The 15,111-nt window shown below is 73.7% G+C and carries 12 protein-coding genes; 3 read left to right on the top strand and 9 right to left on the bottom strand.

Annotated elements, in window-relative coordinates:
• Positions 1 to 3 precede the first annotated feature (3 nt).
• On the top strand, positions 4 to 426 hold the full coding sequence (locus AB0J04_RS10050; RefSeq protein WP_363167881.1) for a thioesterase family protein: 423 nt from the start codon (positions 4 to 6) through the stop codon (positions 424 to 426).
• A complete protein-coding gene (locus AB0J04_RS10055; protein WP_363167882.1) occupies positions 423 to 1,109 on the top strand; it encodes a hypothetical protein in 687 nt (228 codons plus the stop codon). Before AB0J04_RS10050 ends, AB0J04_RS10055 begins: the two co-directional genes overlap by 4 nt.
• Before the next feature lie 78 nt (positions 1,110 to 1,187).
• Here the strand turns inward: AB0J04_RS10055 and AB0J04_RS10060 are convergent, their stop codons facing one another.
• From AB0J04_RS10060 to AB0J04_RS10080, 5 genes are all read right to left on the bottom strand, one after another.
• Complete coding sequence (locus AB0J04_RS10060; protein ID WP_363167883.1) at positions 1,188 to 2,687, bottom strand: SLC13 family permease; 1,500 nt, start codon at positions 2,685 to 2,687, stop codon at positions 1,188 to 1,190.
• Positions 2,684 to 3,622 carry an NAD(P)-dependent oxidoreductase gene (locus tag AB0J04_RS10065; protein ID WP_363167884.1) on the bottom strand — a complete coding sequence of 313 codons (939 nt, stop codon included), beginning with the start codon at positions 3,620 to 3,622 and terminating at the stop codon, positions 2,684 to 2,686. Before AB0J04_RS10065 ends, AB0J04_RS10060 begins: the two co-directional genes overlap by 4 nt.
• Before the next feature lie 63 nt (positions 3,623 to 3,685).
• Positions 3,686 to 5,137, bottom strand: a complete 1,452-nt coding sequence (locus AB0J04_RS10070) for a four-carbon acid sugar kinase family protein (RefSeq protein WP_363167885.1) — start codon at positions 5,135 to 5,137, stop codon at positions 3,686 to 3,688.
• Positions 5,138 to 5,263: 126 nt separating this feature from the next.
• Positions 5,264 to 5,959, bottom strand: a complete 696-nt coding sequence (locus tag AB0J04_RS10075) for a FadR/GntR family transcriptional regulator (RefSeq protein ID WP_363167886.1) — start codon at positions 5,957 to 5,959, stop codon at positions 5,264 to 5,266.
• A 221-nt stretch (positions 5,960 to 6,180) separates the two neighbouring features.
• Positions 6,181 to 6,585, bottom strand: coding sequence for a globin (locus AB0J04_RS10080; protein ID WP_363167887.1), 405 nt, complete (start codon positions 6,583 to 6,585; stop codon positions 6,181 to 6,183).
• A 108-nt stretch (positions 6,586 to 6,693) separates the two neighbouring features.
• Between AB0J04_RS10080 and AB0J04_RS10085 the strand changes: the two genes are divergently transcribed.
• The gene (locus AB0J04_RS10085) at positions 6,694 to 7,722 is read left to right on the top strand and encodes a methyltransferase domain-containing protein (RefSeq protein WP_363167888.1); all 1,029 of its coding nucleotides are present in this window, start codon (positions 6,694 to 6,696) and stop codon (positions 7,720 to 7,722) included.
• Between the two features lie 19 nt (positions 7,723 to 7,741).
• On the opposite strand, the gene AB0J04_RS10090 is transcribed toward AB0J04_RS10085, so the two are convergent.
• The 4 genes from AB0J04_RS10090 to AB0J04_RS10105 form a co-directional block, all read right to left on the bottom strand.
• Positions 7,742 to 9,427 (bottom strand): FHA domain-containing protein, encoded by a 1,686-nt coding sequence (locus tag AB0J04_RS10090; RefSeq protein ID WP_363167889.1) that lies wholly within the window; start codon positions 9,425 to 9,427, stop codon positions 7,742 to 7,744.
• A 48-nt stretch (positions 9,428 to 9,475) separates the two neighbouring features.
• Positions 9,476 to 10,822 carry a VWA domain-containing protein gene (locus AB0J04_RS10095; protein ID WP_363167890.1) on the bottom strand — a complete coding sequence of 449 codons (1,347 nt, stop codon included), beginning with the start codon at positions 10,820 to 10,822 and terminating at the stop codon, positions 9,476 to 9,478.
• Between the two features lie 160 nt (positions 10,823 to 10,982).
• Positions 10,983 to 12,386, bottom strand: coding sequence for a PP2C family serine/threonine-protein phosphatase (locus AB0J04_RS10100; RefSeq protein ID WP_363167891.1), 1,404 nt, complete (start codon positions 12,384 to 12,386; stop codon positions 10,983 to 10,985).
• A 3-nt stretch (positions 12,387 to 12,389) separates the two neighbouring features.
• Positions 12,390 to 15,110 carry a tetratricopeptide repeat protein gene (locus AB0J04_RS10105; RefSeq protein ID WP_363167892.1) on the bottom strand — a complete coding sequence of 907 codons (2,721 nt, stop codon included), beginning with the start codon at positions 15,108 to 15,110 and terminating at the stop codon, positions 12,390 to 12,392.
• Position 15,111 lies beyond the last annotated feature (1 nt).

A 15,111-nucleotide genomic window follows, 5' to 3' on the forward strand; every position in this document is an offset into this window, starting at 1 on the left:
ATCTTGCGGCACATCTACCGCTGCCCGCTGCGCTGGGCGGACATGGACGCGTACGGCCACGTCAACAACGTGGTCTTCCTCCGCTACCTGGAGGAAGCCCGTATCGACTTCCTGTTCCGCCCGGAGAAGAACTTCAAGCAGGGGTCCGTGGTGGCGCGCCACGAGATCGACTACAGGCGACAGCTCGTCCACCGGCGCACGCCCGTGGACATCGAGCTGTGGGTCACGGAGCTAAGGGCGGCGTCCTTCACCATCACCTACGAGGTGAAGGACGGTGACGTCGTCTATGTCCAGGCCTCCACCGTCGTGGTGCCGTTCGACTTCGAGACTCAGCTGCCGCGACGGATCACCGCGGACGAGCGTGAGTTCCTGAACGAGTACCGGGACGACGACCAGGTCGCCGACAAGGAGGCCGTCGCCGCATGACGGTGCTCCACCTCGCCGACGAGGGGGAGGCGGCGGACCTCGCGGCCTTCCTCTCCCGGCTGCTCCACTACGACCGTGGAGCAGCGGTCCGGCTGCAGGCGGCCGGCACAGCGCTCGCCGTCTTCGGCCGGCCGCCGTCCTTCGAGGTGCTCGCGATTCGCGCGGTCCGGCTGGCCAAACCGTACGAGAACGGCATCGACGCCACGCTGGACGTGACCGTCTCGGCGGGCGAACTGCTGGAGTCCGTCGACGAGGCCGCCGCCACGGCCGGGGTCCCCGGGGCCGTCACCGGGCCGCCGTGGGCCGGTGTGCTGCCGCCGCGCGGCGGCTGGCGGCCCGAGGCCGGGCTGCCCGCGCCGGACGCGCTGCGCGCGACGGTCGGCGCGGCCGTCGCCGAATTCCGGTCCCGTACCGAGGAGTTGGCGGCCGAGCTGCGGACCCGGGCGGAGCTCGACCGGATCGGGCGGGAGATCTGGTCCCGGACGGTCGGGGAGACCGGACTTCCCGTGCGGGCCGTGCACGCGGCCCAGTCGCTCGGCTTCCTCCGCCCCTCGGCGGGGTCCGGGGACCTGGCGTTGCTCTCGCTCGGCGGATGGCTGCGGCTGCGCACCCCGTACGGGTCGATCGCCGTACGGCGGGCAGGGCGGCTGGGGATGCTCGGGGTCGGCGTCAGCGTCCGCTGAGCCCGGTCGTACCGGCGACGATCCACATCCCCGTCAGGGATGTCCCCGTCAGGGATGTCCCCGTCAGGGATGTCCCCGTCACATCAGGGGCCAGAGCGCTGCCGTCAGGGCGAAGCCGATGACGCCCATCGTGGTCGTCAGGACCGTCCAGGTGCGCAGGCCGGAGGCGACGTCCAGACCGGCCAGTTTGGTGAACATCCAGTAGCCCGCGTCGTTGATGTGCGAGACGGCGAGACCGCCCGCGCCCATCGCCAGGGCGACCAGGGAGAGCTGGCCCGTGGAGAGGTCGGCGCGCTGGAGGAGCGGGGTGAGGATGCCCGCCGTGGTGATCAGGGCCACGGTCGTCGAGCCCTGGGCGGCGCGCAGGGTCAGCGCCGTCAGGAAGGCGAGGAAGAGCGCGGGCAGGCCGGTGCGGTCGAGGACGTCGGCGATCGCGTCGCCGATGCCGCTCGCCACCAGCACCTTGCCGAAGACCCCGCCCGCGCCTGCCACCAGGATCACCATGGCCACCGGCGGCAGCGCCGAGCCCATCACGTCCGCGACGCGGGCACGGTCCCAGCCCGCGCGGGCGCCGAGGACGTAGGCGCACAGCGCCACGTCGATCAGCAGGGCCACCATGGGCGCGCCGAGGACCGTGAGGACGGCACGGAGGGTGGAGCCCTCGGCCAGGAGGTTCTGGCCGAGCGTGCCGGCGAGGATCAGCAGGATCGGGGTGACGATCAGCGCGAGGACCGTGCCGAAGGCGGGCGGGCGCGGGCCTGCGCCCGGGTCGGCGGCGGCCGTCGGGGCCGGTCTGGCGAGGACCGCGGTGCCGTGGCCGTCGTCGGGGAGGGAGGGAGGCCGGGCGGCGGCGGGGCCGGATCCGGCAGCGGCCCCGGCAGCGGCCCCGGCGACGGATCCGGCGGCGGACTCGGTTGCCGGCTCCTCGCCGTAGACCTCCGCGTACACGGCCGGGTCCATCGGGTACTCGCGGCGGGTGATGCGGCGCGAGACGAGGTAGCCGAGCAGGACGACGACCGCGGTGACCGGGATGCCGAGCAGCAGGACGAGGCCCTGGTCGGCGCCGATGGCCTGGGTGACGGCGACCGCGCCGGGGTGCGGGGGCAGGAAGGCGTGCACCGTGAGCATGGCCGCGCCCATGGGCAGGGCGTAGACGAGGAGCGGCTTGCGGGAGGCGCGGGCGACGCCGTACGCGATCGGCATCAGGATGATCAGGCCGACCTCGAAGAAGACGGGGATGCCGAGGACGAAACCGGCGACCGTGAGCGCGAGCGGGGTGCGCTTGGAGCCGAAGCGGTCGATGAGGGAGTGGGCGAACGACGCGGCTCCGCCGGAGAGTTCGATGATCCGGCCGATCATGGCGCCCAGGGCGATGATCGTGGCGATGTGGCCCAGGGTGGAGCCCATGCCCTCCTCGATGGTCTTCACCAGGTCGGCGGCCGGCACGCCCGCGGTGAGCGCGACGCCGATGGAGACGACGACCAGGGCGACGAACGGCTGGACCTTGGCGCGGAGGATGAGCAGCAGCAGAACGCCGACGCCGACGGCGGCTGTCAGCAGGAGAGCGGTGTGGCTCATCGGGTGCCTCCCTCGGGAGCGTCGGAGGTGTCGAGGGACTTCGAGGGCTTCGGGGACAGGACGGTGACCAGGGACGAGTCGTCGTGGGCGGCCAGACCGGCCGCCTCGCCGAGGAGGTAGAGCTGCTGGGCGGCGGAGGCGAGCGGGACGGGGACGTGGGCGTCCTTCGCGATGCCGGTGACGATGCCCATGTCCTTCACGAAGATGTCCAGGCGGGACTTCACCTCGGGGGCGGTGTCGCTCGCGTACGTCTCGACCATGCGGGGGCCGCGGTCGGCGAACATGAAGGAACCGGCCGCGCCGTGGCGCAGGCTCTCGACGACCGTGGCGGGGTCGAGGCCGAGGCCGCGGGCGAGGGCGACGGCCTCCGCGGCTGCGGCGATGTGGACGCCGGCGAGGAGCTGGTTGATCGCCTTGAGCGCCTGGCCGTCGCCGGGGCGGGGGCCGACGACCGTGAGGGTGGAGGCCAGCAGGTCCAGGACCGGGCGGGCCAGGTGGAGCGCCTCGTCGTCGGCGCCGACGACGATGAGGAGATCGCCGTTCCCGGCGCGGACCGGGCCGCCGCTGACCGGCGCGTCGACCGTGCGGACGCCGTGCTCGGCGAGCCGGGCGGCCGTCGCGCGGGCCGCGTCCGGGCCGACCGTGCTGGTGAGGACGACGGCGGCGCCGGGGCGCAGGGTCTCGGCCGCGCCGCCGACGCCGAACAGGGCGGCTTCGACCTGGGACTGGTCGCGGACGGCGAGCAGCACGACGTCGGCGTCACGGGCGGCGTCGGCGGGGGTGCCGGCGGGGGTGCCGCCCGCCGCAGCGAGCCGGGCGAGCCGGGGTTCGGCGACGTCGTAGGCGGTGACGGGGAGATGCGCGGCGAGGCGGGTGGCCATGGGGAGACCCATGGCGCCCAGGCCGATCACTGCGATGCGGGGACGGGGGTTCATCGGATGTGCGGTGCCTTTCTGGGGAGCGGCGAGGTGATTTCCGGTGGGGCGGCCGGAGCCCGGTCAGCGGCGTCGGGCGGCGCTTCTCAGCAGGGCGAGGGCGTCGACGAGGGCGTCGTCGCCGCCGACGTTCCCGGCGAACACGATGTAGGGGATGCCGGCGGCCGGGCCGTCGACGGGCTGCCAGAGCGAGACGATGCCGGGCAGCAGGGTGCCGCGGGCCCAGGCACGGCGGATCTCCAGGCCGTGGGTGGCGGTGTCGCTGGAGGTGATGCCGCCCTTGGCGACGACGAAGGCCGGCCGGCGGGCCGCCGTGATCAGCCGGACCGTCTCGACCAGGGCCGCGGAGACGCTGCGGGAGATCGCGAGGCTCTCGTCCGGGTCCGCCGCCGTGACCACGGTGCGGGTGGTGCGGATGACCGTGTCGGCCGTGGCCATGGCGGCCGTCGCGGCGGTGGCGATCTCGCGCAGGTGCGTGTCGCGGTCGGCCGGGTCGAGGAGCCGGGCGACGTCGAGTTCGTACTCGGCGAGGTCGGCTGTGGACTCGCGCAGACGGTCCAACTGGCGGGTGGTCAGGGAGACATGCGAACCGACCACGATCAGGCCGTGCGGTGAGGGAGCGCGCAGCGGGCCGAGTTCGGCGGCGGTGAGCGGGGGGTGGGCGGCCTGGCCGGCCCGGGCGCGGACGAAGGAGGGGCCCACCCGGTACAGCAGACGGGTGCCGCTCTTCTCCGCTTCGGCGAGTGCCAGGGCCAGGACGCGGAGGTCGTCGTCGCATACGGCGTCGACGACCGCCGTCGCGCCGTCCCGGAGGGTGCGGAGCCGGTCGGCCACGTGGGCGGGGCCGCCGGTGCGCAGGTCGGCGAGGGTGACGCGCAGGACCGTGTCGGCGCGGACGCGGCCCCTCGTCTTCTCCTCCACCCAGTCGGGGAGGGCGGACGAGGTGTAGCCGAAGGTGGCGTCCTTCGCGAACTCGCTCTCGCCGACCGGGAGGAGCTTGCCGTCGGGGGTCCGCATCCAGTGGGTCGAGTCGACGGTGAGGCGGCCTGCCTCGATGTAGGCCGGGACGAGGACGACTCCGTCCGGGGCGGCGCCGGTCGCCGTCAGCTCCTCGGCGAGGACGTCGGTCTCCAGGGGGAAGTGCCCGCGGAGCGTGGAGTCGCCGCGGGAGGCGATGACATGAGGGATGCCCTCGGCCCGGGATGCCTCGTGCAGGGCGCGCGCGACCTCCCGGTTGCGGGTGGCGGCGTCCTGGGCGGAGAGGCTGCGGGTGTTGGTGAGGACGAAGAAGGCCGGGCTGTTCTGGCGCAGCGCCCAGCGGAGGTCCTCGACGCTCCAGGTGGTGAGGACCGGGATGTCCTTGACGGTCTGGGTACCGGTGGGGTCGTCGTCGAGGACGGCGAGGCGGGGGGCCGACTCCAGCCGGGCCGCCACCTCGGAGGGGGCGATCTCCCTGACGGGAGGCAGTCCGGCGAGAACCTCGCCCTCCGGGAGGGCATGACGGGGTAGGGACATGGCGGTTCCTGGGATGGGGGTGACGGGGGTGAGGGGAGGAGCGGTAAGGGGAGGAGCGGTGAGGGGAGGAGCGGTAAGGGGAGGGGGAAGCGCGGCCGGTCGCAGGCCGGACGGCGTCGCCCGGTGTTACTCGGCCGACTTCACGACATGTGTGCGGTAGTCCGTCGCCGTCTGGTGCATGTGGGCGTTCATCGCCTCGCGGGCCTGATCCGGGTCGCCGGACTCGAGGGCGCGCAGCACGTCCTCGTGGTGGGCGATGGCGTTGAGGCGGATCTGGGGGACCGCGGAGGTCTCGCGTCGGCCCTCGGCGAGCAGCGCGCCGAAGGGCTCGAAGAGGAGGGGGACGAAGAGGTTGCCCGTCGCCCGCATCACCGTGGCGTGGAAGTCGATGTCGGCCTGCACGAACTTCTCGGTGTCGGCCTCGTCGGCGGCCTCTCGCATGGTGGCGAGGTGCTCGCGCAGCTCCGCGAGGTGGGTGTCGTCGCGGCGGAGTGCGGCCAGTTCCGTGGCGCCGTTCTCGATGAGGCGCCGGGCCTCGATCAGACGCTCGGACAGGGAGGTGTGGGAGGAGCGGGACACGGCACGCACCACCGGCGCCAGAGCGGTCCAGCGGTCCGGCGGGTTCACGTAGGTGCCACGGCCGCGGACGACCCGTACGACGTTCTGCGCGCGCAGTTGCTTCACGGCCTCGCGGACGGTGAGCCGGCTCACGGCCGCCCGCTCGGCGAGCTCGGCCTCCGGGGGGAGCGCGGAGTCCGTCGGGTGGGTGCCGTCGATGATCTCGCTGAGCAGACGTTCGGCGAGGTCTTCGGAGAGCGACATCGGTGGGCCTCCGGCGGGCGAGCGGGGTGCTGGGTGCGGGTCGGGAGCCACCGTACCGGGGTGCTGGCGCGGCCCGGCCGGTCGACTCCTTGGCATCTGACATCAGACATCTGATGTCTCGATGTCGGTAACCATGCAGCGGTTTTCGGGGCGCGTCAATACCCCTGCCGCATTTCCGTTCGGTTACGGCAGGCGCTGCTCGTCGGTACTGCTCGTCGGTACTACTCGGGGGTGTTCACCATCGACGCCGCCGCGTACGTCAGGTAGTTCCACAGCGTCCGGTCGTGCTCCTCGGGCAAGGAGAGCTCGTCGACCGCGTCGCGCATGTGCTTCAGCCAGGCGTCGTGCGCGGCCCGGTCCACGACGAAGGGCGCGTGCCGCATCCGCAGGCGCGGGTGGCCGCGGTTGTCGCTGTAGGTCGTCGGGCCGCCCCAGTACTGCATGAGGAAGAGCGCGAACCGCTCCTCGGCCGGACCGAGATCCGCCTCGGGGTACATGGGCCGCAGGATCGGGTCCTCGGCGACTCCCTGGTAGAAACGGTGGACCAGTCGGCGGAAGGTCTCCTCCCCACCGACCTGCTCGTAGAAGGTCTGCTCCTGAAGCGTGCCGCGCCGAATCTCTTTCACGTCCCCATGGTCTCAGACGGGGAGACGGAGGACCCGAGGCTTAGGACCTGTCCCAGGACCACCGTCCGCACGCTCGCTTCCCGGTGCCGTGCGCCGCACAGTGGAGTCATGGTTGCGCACGAGCTCGACGTCGCCGTCTCCGCGCGGGCCTCGCTGGTGCGGGTGATCGAGGCGAGCGGGGCCTTCGACGCCGACCCGCGGTGGCGGGCCGCCTTCGCGCACGTCCCGCGGCACCTCTTCGTGCCGTACTACTACGTCTCAGGCGTGGGCGGCGCCGGCGGCGTCGGCGGCTATGAACGGCGCTGGGGCGAGAGCCCAGACCCGCGTACCCGGGAACGCTGGGCGCGCGGCGCGTACGAGGACGTCCCGCTGGCCACCCGGCTGCGCGACGGCGTGCTGGTCTCGTCCAGCAGCCAGCCCTCGCTGATGGCGCTGATGCTGGCCGAGCTGCGGGTCGAGGACGGCAGCCGGGTGCTGGAGATCGGCGCGGGCACGGGCTACAACGCGGCGCTGCTGTCGTACCGGCTCGGCGACGGGAACGTCACCACCGTCGATCTGGATCCGGAGATCACCGAGTCGGCCCGCAGGCATCTCGCCGACGCCGGGTACCGGCCCACCGTCGTCACCGGGGACGGGGCGCGAGGGGTCCCCGAACGCGCCCCCTTCGACCGGATCATCGCGACCTGCACGCTGACGTCGATCCCCCGGGTCTGGCTGGCCCAGTGCGCCCCCGGCGCCCTGATCCTGGCGCCGCTGGCCACCGGGCTGATCGGGCTGACCGTCCGGGACGCCGGTCAGGCCGAGGGGCGCTTCCTGCACACCCCGGCCTACTTCGTGCCGCTGCGCGGGTCGCCGCCGTGCGGGTCGGAGCGGTCCGAGCCGGAGCCGGTGGCGCTCGCCGGGGTGCCGCGCCGGGCCAGGGAGAGCGAGCTGTTCCACTTCCTGCTGGCGCTGACCCGGGAGACCCTCGAACCGCAGGAGGCGTTCGCGCTGTGGGAGCGCGAGGGCATGCCGGGCCGGGAGCGCTTCGGCATCACGGTCGGCCCCGAGCACGCGTGGGCCTGGCTCGACGAACCGGAGGGGCCGTACGCGTGGCCCCTTCCGGGTTCGTCGGACACCGGACCGGTCGAGCTTTAGGACCGCTTTAGGACAGGTCCTAGCCGCGGCGGACCGTGATCGTCGTCCAGGCGCCGACGTGTACCTGGTCGCCGTCCTGGAGCGGTACCGGGACGAACGGCTGGATCGGTTCTTCCGAGCCGTTGACCGTCGTGCCGTTCGTCGAGTTCTGGTCGACGACCGCCCAGCCGCCGTCCGGCTGCTGGACCAGCACCGCGTGCTGGTGCGAGACGCCCGGGTCCTCCGGAGGCACCGACAGGTCGATGTCGGGGGTCTCGCCGGTGGAGTGGCGACGGCGGCCGATGGTGATCTGGTTGCCGATGAGCGTGCGCTGCTGCTCGGGCGAGTACGCGGGCAGGTTCAGCCCCGCGGCCTCGGGGCCCGAGCGGTGCATCATCGCCATGAAGTACGCGCGGTCCGGGCCGATCGTCGCCATCCACGTCGTCGGCTGCTGCGGGAACGCCGGGCCGGGCGGGGGCGGTGCCTGCGTGGCGCCGGGCTGTGGGTAGCCGTAGCCGCCACCGCCGCCCTGGGGTCCGCCGGGTCCCGTGTTCGACGGCGGGGAGAGCACCCAGTCGTCGTCACCGCCGCCGAAGGGCTGACCGCCCTGCGGGCGGCCCGTCTCCTGCGGGTAGCCCGGCCGGGCCGGCGGGCCGGACGGCTGGAAGGCCTGCGGAACCCCCGGACCGCCGGGGCCTCCGGGACCGCCCTGGCCGCCGCCATGGCGACCGTGGCCGCCCTGACCCGGCATGCCGGGGCCGGCCGTGGGCGTGGGCCCGGGAGGCGGAGCCGGCCGTGAGGGGTCGCCGCCGAAGCCGGACGGACCACCCTGGCCGGAGCCGGGCGGACCACCCTGGCCGGAGCCGGGCGGGCCGGGCGGACGACCGCCGGGACCGGAGGGCAGGCGCCCGAAGGGGTCGGCGGAAGGCTCGCGTCCGAAGGGGTCGGAGGACTGCCCGGTCTGCTCGCGCCGGTAGGGGTCCTGGGGCGGGCTCGACGGCGGGCCGCCGAAGGGGTCGCCGGACGGGCCGCCGAAGGGGTCGCCGGACGGGCCGGGGGGACGGCCGCCGGGTCCGGACGGATCATGCCCGAAGGCGCCCGCCGACGGACCGCCGGGCCTGCCGGGGCCACCGGGGCCGCCCTGTCCACCGGGACCGCCGGGACCCGAGGGCTCGCGGCCGAACGTCGGAGGGCCGCCTGCCCGTCCCGAGGGGCCTCCCGGCTCGCCGCCGAAGGGCTGGAGCGGTTCGGCGGGACGGTTCACCTGCGACGGGCGGGAGCCCTGGTACTCGAACGAATCACTGCCCCCGTAGGACGGAGGCGCCGGCGGGAACTGACCGCCGGGACCGCCGGGACCGCCGGGGCCACCGGGTCCGCCCGGAGCGCCGGGACCGGCGGCCGGCGGGCGCGGGGCGGCCGGCATGTACGAGGTCGCCGTGTTGGTGAGGAAGTTCCACCGGCACTCCTCGCAGAACGGCGCGCCGCCCTCACGGGGCGTTCGGCACTGCGGACAGAGCTCGGGCTCGTGGTCCGGTACGGACGACAGATGCCGTCCTCCACCGGGCTGCCCGGGCTGGCCCTGGCCGGGCTGGGGCGGTGGGAAGCCGTAGCCGCCGACCGTGGGGGGCGGCGGAGGCGGCGGAGGTACGGCACCGGCCATGCGGTGACCGCAGACCTCGCACCAGTCGTCGGAACCCGACTGGTGTCCGTTCGGGCAGGTCGGCATGTCGGCGCGTCCCCCTCTCTGTTTCGGTGTCCCAAGAGCTCGTTCAGGTCACTTCTTTACACGAACAGTCTTTGTGGACCGGGTCTCGAGCGTCATCTCGTCGGCGTCCGCGACCTTCGCCTTCAGTCGCACAGTACCTGTCGTGGCATCGACCACGTCCACCACCTTCGCAAGCAGTTTCGCAGTATCCGCGTTCCCCGAGACGCTCGCGAGCTGAACGGCCCGGCCCAGTTTGGCCGTTGCTCCATCCATATCTCCCGCTTTGCGCAGATCCAACCCCTGTTGGATGACCTGTGCCAGTTCGGCCTGGCCTGTGTAGTGCGCGACCTGGGGGTTGATCGACGTCGAGGCGGCCATGTCGTCGGTCCACACGGCGCGGACGAGACCCTGCGCGCCCAGGTTCTGGACGCTGCCCTCCGGCTGCGGGATGACGAGCGAGACCCGCGCGGCCAGCATCTCCTGGCCGATGCTCGCGGCCGGGACCTCGACGCACACGTGGTAGTCGCGGGACTCGTCGCCCCAGGAACCGGTGGGGTAGTCGCCCGCGCGCGGGCCCGCCTCCGTGCGGCGTCCGGTCAGCTCCTCGACCGTCGGCGCGACCTGCTTGACGAACTTGACGGTGGTGCCGACCGGGGTCCACAGCCGCAGGGCGACGTCCGCGACCTCCTTGCCCATCGCCGTCTCCATCATCTGCGTGAAGTCGGCGGCGAGGCCGGCCGGGTCGGCGACGATGTCGGCGGTGCCGAGCAGGGCGGAGGCGATCCCTGTGACTTCTTTCACTTCCCAGTCGGTGCCCACGCCTCGGGCGTCACAGGTGAAACGTCCGGCGCAGGAGTCCAGGGCCGCCTTCAGGTCCTCCGGCGATTCGTGCTCGTTGCGGCCGTCGGTGAGCACGATGCCGTGCCGGATGGCGACGTCCGCCGTGGACAGCAGCCGGTCGGCCAGCCGCAGCCAGGTGCCGATGGCCGTGCCGCCGCCCGCGCTCAGCCGGCGCAGCGCCTGCTTGGCCTGCTCGCGGGTGGTCGCGTCGGCGACCGCGAGCCGGCCCCCGCCCGGGTAGACCTCCTTGGCGACGTGGGTGCCGCCGATCACCGCGAAGTGCACGCCGTCGCGCAGGGTGTCGACGGCGGCGGCGGTGGCGTCGCGGGCGTTGCGCATCTTGGTCGGCGGGTAGTCCATCGAGCCGGAGCAGTCCACCATGACCGCCACCGCGGCGGACGGGCCCTCGCCCGGCGAGTAGAGGTGCGGCGAGGCGACCGCGCTGCCCACGGTGCCGCCGCCGGTGGAGGTCACCGTGACGATCGCGTTGACCTCGCGGCCGCCCTCCGGCAGGTACTCGTTCTGATAGACGTCCACCGAGAACTGCGGCACGTTCGACTTCGAGAAATTGGCCATGCCTACTCAAATCCCCCTCGAAAACCCTACGTTCGCAGGGCGATGTCTGGATACGGACCGGTCCCCACCGGTCCGTACGCGTGCTTCCCCGTGCTTGCGCGTGTTACGCCGTGTTGCTCCGCGTCACCCCGCGTCACCCGTGTTTCCCCGTTCTGCGGCCTCAGGCCGATCCTGCCCCCTGTGCGGGGGCGGGGAACGGCACGACGGCCACTGTTACGTTGTCGTGGCCCCCGCCGTCCAGGGCGTGACCGACCAGGACACGGGCGCTGTGCAGGGGCCGGACGCCGGCGTCCGGCGGGACGACCTCGGCCATCTCCTCGGCGGCCTCCGCGTAGTTCCACAGGCCGTCCGTGCACACCACCACCACGCCCGGCCGGTCCGGTTTGAAGGACGCGGTGTGCGGCTCCAGCTCGTAGGCGTCGGCGCCGAGCCAGCCGGTGATCGCGTGGGCGCGCTCGTCGGCGTAGGCCTCCGCCTCGCTCATCAGGCCCGCGGCGACCATCTGCGCGGCCCAGGAGTCGTCCTCGGTGAGCCGGGCCGGGGGTGAGCTGCGGTCGGCCGGGACCCAGTAGGCGCGGCTGTCGCCCACCCAGCCGACGACCAGCAGCCCCGGTGTGACGACCGACCCCACCAGGGTGCAGGCGGGGGCGTTCTGGTGCGGGGCGTGCTCACGGGCCGTGGCGGGCTCGGCGGCCAGCGCGTTGACCGCGTGCGACGCGGCGACGATCGCCTCGTGCATGGCCGCCTGCGGATGCGTGCCCCGCGGCAGGGCCGCCAGCAGTGCCGCGCTCGCCGCCTTCGACGCGGCGAGGGAGGCGTCGTCGGGGCGGGTCGCGGAGGACACGCCGTCGCAGACGATCGCCACGAGGGCCGGCGAGCCGTCGGGCAGGGCGGTGCAGCCGAGGCCGAAGGCGTCCTCGTTGCGGTGGTGGCGCAGGCCGCGGTCGCTGACGGCGGCCAGCGGGCCCGATTCCAGTTCCATGTGGTCCCGTTCGCGCGGCTGGGCGTGTCCGCAGTTCTCGCAGTACCCGTCGTCGTCGACCCGGCCGGCCCGGCAGGCCACGCACACCTTGGCGGGCTCGGCCACCGCGGCGGCCTCGGCGGCCACCCGGGGGTCCGGCGCCTGCAACGCGTACTCGTCGGGCTCCGCGGGCCGATCGAAGCGGACACCGGAGACGGGAGACGCGGGGGACGGGGGAGACGCGGGGGAGACAGGGGCGGCCGGGGAGGTGCCGGGCGGCAGCGGGGCCCCCGGGGGCGGAGGCGGCGGGGGCGGCGCACCGGGGCCGTCCGGCGGCGGCTGGGCCGCACCGGCGGCACCCGGCACGGGCGCACCGGTCAGCCCCACGCCGACTCCCGTGGCCCTGCCCGTGCTCATCCCCGGCCCCTCCGGAGGAGCCGGCTGCGTCGAGCCGTTCATCGTGAGGGTCGGGTGGTCGTCCGGGCGCGGCGGCACGGCGGACAGGTCGTATCCGCAGGCGCCGCAGAAACGGTCACCCGCGTCGAGCGGCTCCGCGCAGCTCGGACACGTCGGCAGGGCGGCCTGCCGGGGCATCTGCGACATCAACTACACCCACGTCCGGGGGCGGTAACGATTGGCACGTTCCACCAGGTCGATCCTCTCCTCGCCGCCGGTCGCCAGCCGGGCGAGCGTGCGGTACGAGCGCTCCAGGCCGAAGCGCAGCCCCCGCTCGTCCAGTTCGCTGCCGAGCAGCACCCGGGCGGCCGGGCCGGCGCCCTGGCCACCGGAGAGTATCCAGTCGAGGGCGCTGCCGAGGACTTCCGCGGACAGTTGCTCGCGCCGCGTCGGGTCAAGACCGTAGGCGTCCAGTGCCTCGACCTGGGCCGCGGCGGCGGTGAGGTCCTCCAGGAAGGGTACGTCGGTCGCGAGGGCGGTCCGCTGCCGCAGCCGGGCGCGCACGGCCGCCACGCGGGCCGCCGTGTAGTGGATGGACGACTCCGGCACCGACTCCAGCGTCCGGACGGCGCCCCGGCGGTCCCCCGCGGCGAGCTGCACGCGCGCGAGGCCGAACGCGGAGCTCACATAGCTCGGGTCGGTCGACCACACCAGGCGGTAGTACTCGGCGGCGTTGTCGAGCTGCCCCAGCACCTCCGCGCACAGGCCGAGCGCCAACTTGGGCGCGGGCTCGCCCGGGAAGGCGTCGTAGATCGCGTCGAAGGAGAGCGCGGCGCCCTCGTGGTCGCCGGTGACCAGCGAGGCCACGCCCCGGTACCAGACCACCCGCCAGTCGTCGGGCCGTTCGTCCTCCAGGGTCTGGAGGGAGGTGAGAGCGGCCTGGTGGTCGCCGTTCTCCAGCCAGGCGCGGATCTGCCGCAGCCGGGTCTCGACCGAGGACGCCGGCGCGGCCGCGAGGGCCGTGATCAGTTCGCCGGGACCGGAGGTCGACAGGCCTGCGAGGAAGCCCGCGTTGGGGTCGGAGGGGTCGACGTGCGGCACCGGCAGCGCGAGGGCCGCGGCGGGCGCGGGCACGGACTTGACGATGCCGGGGACGGCGCCGGGCACGACGGTCGGCGAGGAGCCTGCCGACGCGCCTGCCGACGCGACGCGGGCGCCACTGCCGCTCGGCAGTGACGGGACGGTGCCTGCGCCCGCACCCGGCAGCGCGGTGCCGCCGGCGAACGCGGGCGCCAGGGCGGGGGCGGGAGCAAGTCCGAGGGACGGCACGGCCGATGAGCCCGTACCGCCGTCGCCGCCGAGGACCGCCGTCCCCGAACTGCCCAAGAACCGCCGCGACCTGACTTCGGCCACCCGGGCTCCGAGCCGCGACACCTCGCCGTCCAGCTTCGGGAACAGCTCGCTGTCGGTGACCTTGACCTCCGGCCCGAACAGGGTCGACAGCGCGGGCCGCGCCCGGCCGCTCTGCAACGAGACGACCTCGCGCAGCACGCCCGTCAGCTGCTCCGCCATCTCCTGCGCGGAGGCGAATCTACGGGCCGGGTCGGGGTCGGTGGCGCGGACGAGAAGCCGGTAGAACGACTCGTACTGGCGGAAGACCTCGATGTTGTCGGGGTCGGGCAGGGAGTCGACGAAGACGGTCGTGTAGCCCTGGAAGTCGAACGTCAGGACGGCGAGCGTACGGCCCACCGTGTACAGGTCCGAGGCGACCGAGGGGCCGACCTCGGCGACCTCAGGGCCCTGGTAGCCGACCGTGCCGTAGATGGCCGACTCGTCGTCGTCCATTCTGCGGACCGCGCCCATGTCGATCAGCTTGAGCTGGTCCTCGGTCTGGATCGCGTTGTCGACCTTGAAGTCGCAGTACAGCAGGTTGCGGCTGTGCAGATGGCCGAGCGCCTCCAGCGCCTCGATGCCGTACGCGCACGCCTGCTCGACCGGCAGCGGATCCCGCTTGCCCGCCGTGGTGCGGCGGTCGTTGGCGATCTCCTTGAGGGACTTGCCGCCGACGTACTCCATGACGATGTAGCCGTCGAGCGAGCCGGTGCGCTGGTCGAGGTGCTCGACGAAGTTGTAGATCCGGACGATGTTGGAGTGCTCGATCTCCGCGAGGAAGCGCCGCTCGGAGATCGCGGCGGCCATCGCGTCCTGGTCACCGGTGTCGAGGAGGCCCTTGAGGACCACCCACCGGTCGGAGACCGCGCGGTCCACCGCCAGGTACACCCAGCCGAGGCCGCCGTGCGCCAGACAGCCCGCGACCTCGTACTGGCCGTGCACGACATCGCCGGACTTCAGCTTCGGGACGAAGGAGTACGGGTTGCCGCACTTGGTGCAGAAGCCCTCCGTACGGCCCTCGCGCTCGCCGCGCGAACGGCCCACCGGCGCCCCGCAGTCGGAGCGCGAGCAGAACCGCTTGCGCTCGGGCACCTCGGGGTTCTCCAGCACCATCGCGCGCGGGTCGGGACGCGGCACCTGCGGCACCGAGACCAGGCCGACGCCGAGCCGGGCGCGCCCGGAGGAGCCGGCCGTCGAGCCCGAGCTGCGCACCGACACCGAGCGGCCCGTCGACGTGCCCGAGAGCGAGCGCGACAGCCGCCCGGACACCGAGCGGCGCGACTTCGACGACTGCGACGACGTCCGGGAGCTGCGGGCGCTCTGCCCGCTGGAGCGTGAACTCGCGCTGCCCGAGGAGCCCTTGCCGCCGCGGGTCACCCCGGTCGGCGGGGAGCCGACCATGCCTCCCCCGGAGGGGGGACCCGCGGACGAGACGACCGGGGCCAGACCGCAGGTGTCGCAGTACAGCTCGCCGCCGCCCACGTCCTCGTACGAACCCTCGCAGCCCGGCCGCTGACACGACTGTCCCGCCTGACTCATG

Origin of the sequence: Streptomyces sp. NPDC050263, assembly GCF_040655955.1 — a bacterium.
Lineage (GTDB): Bacteria > Actinomycetota > Actinomycetes > Streptomycetales > Streptomycetaceae > Streptomyces.

Coding starts and splice junctions, on each gene's coding strand:
- AB0J04_RS10060 (WP_363167883.1), bottom strand. CDS start 2,687: ATGAGCCACACCGCTCTCCTGCTGACAGCCGCCGTCGGCGTCGGCGTT.
- AB0J04_RS10075 (WP_363167886.1), bottom strand. CDS start 5,959: ATGTCGCTCTCCGAAGACCTCGCCGAACGTCTGCTCAGCGAGATCATC.
- AB0J04_RS10095 (WP_363167890.1), bottom strand. CDS start 10,822: ATGGCCAATTTCTCGAAGTCGAACGTGCCGCAGTTCTCGGTGGACGTC.
- AB0J04_RS10105 (WP_363167892.1), bottom strand. CDS start 15,110: ATGAGTCAGGCGGGACAGTCGTGTCAGCGGCCGGGCTGCGAGGGTTCG.
- AB0J04_RS10085 (WP_363167888.1), top strand. CDS start 6,694: ATGGTTGCGCACGAGCTCGACGTCGCCGTCTCCGCGCGGGCCTCGCTG.
- AB0J04_RS10065 (WP_363167884.1), bottom strand. CDS start 3,622: ATGAACCCCCGTCCCCGCATCGCAGTGATCGGCCTGGGCGCCATGGGT.
- AB0J04_RS10100 (WP_363167891.1), bottom strand. CDS start 12,386: ATGTCGCAGATGCCCCGGCAGGCCGCCCTGCCGACGTGTCCGAGCTGC.
- AB0J04_RS10070 (WP_363167885.1), bottom strand. CDS start 5,137: ATGTCCCTACCCCGTCATGCCCTCCCGGAGGGCGAGGTTCTCGCCGGA.
- AB0J04_RS10090 (WP_363167889.1), bottom strand. CDS start 9,427: ATGCCGACCTGCCCGAACGGACACCAGTCGGGTTCCGACGACTGGTGC.
- AB0J04_RS10055 (WP_363167882.1), top strand. CDS start 423: ATGACGGTGCTCCACCTCGCCGACGAGGGGGAGGCGGCGGACCTCGCG.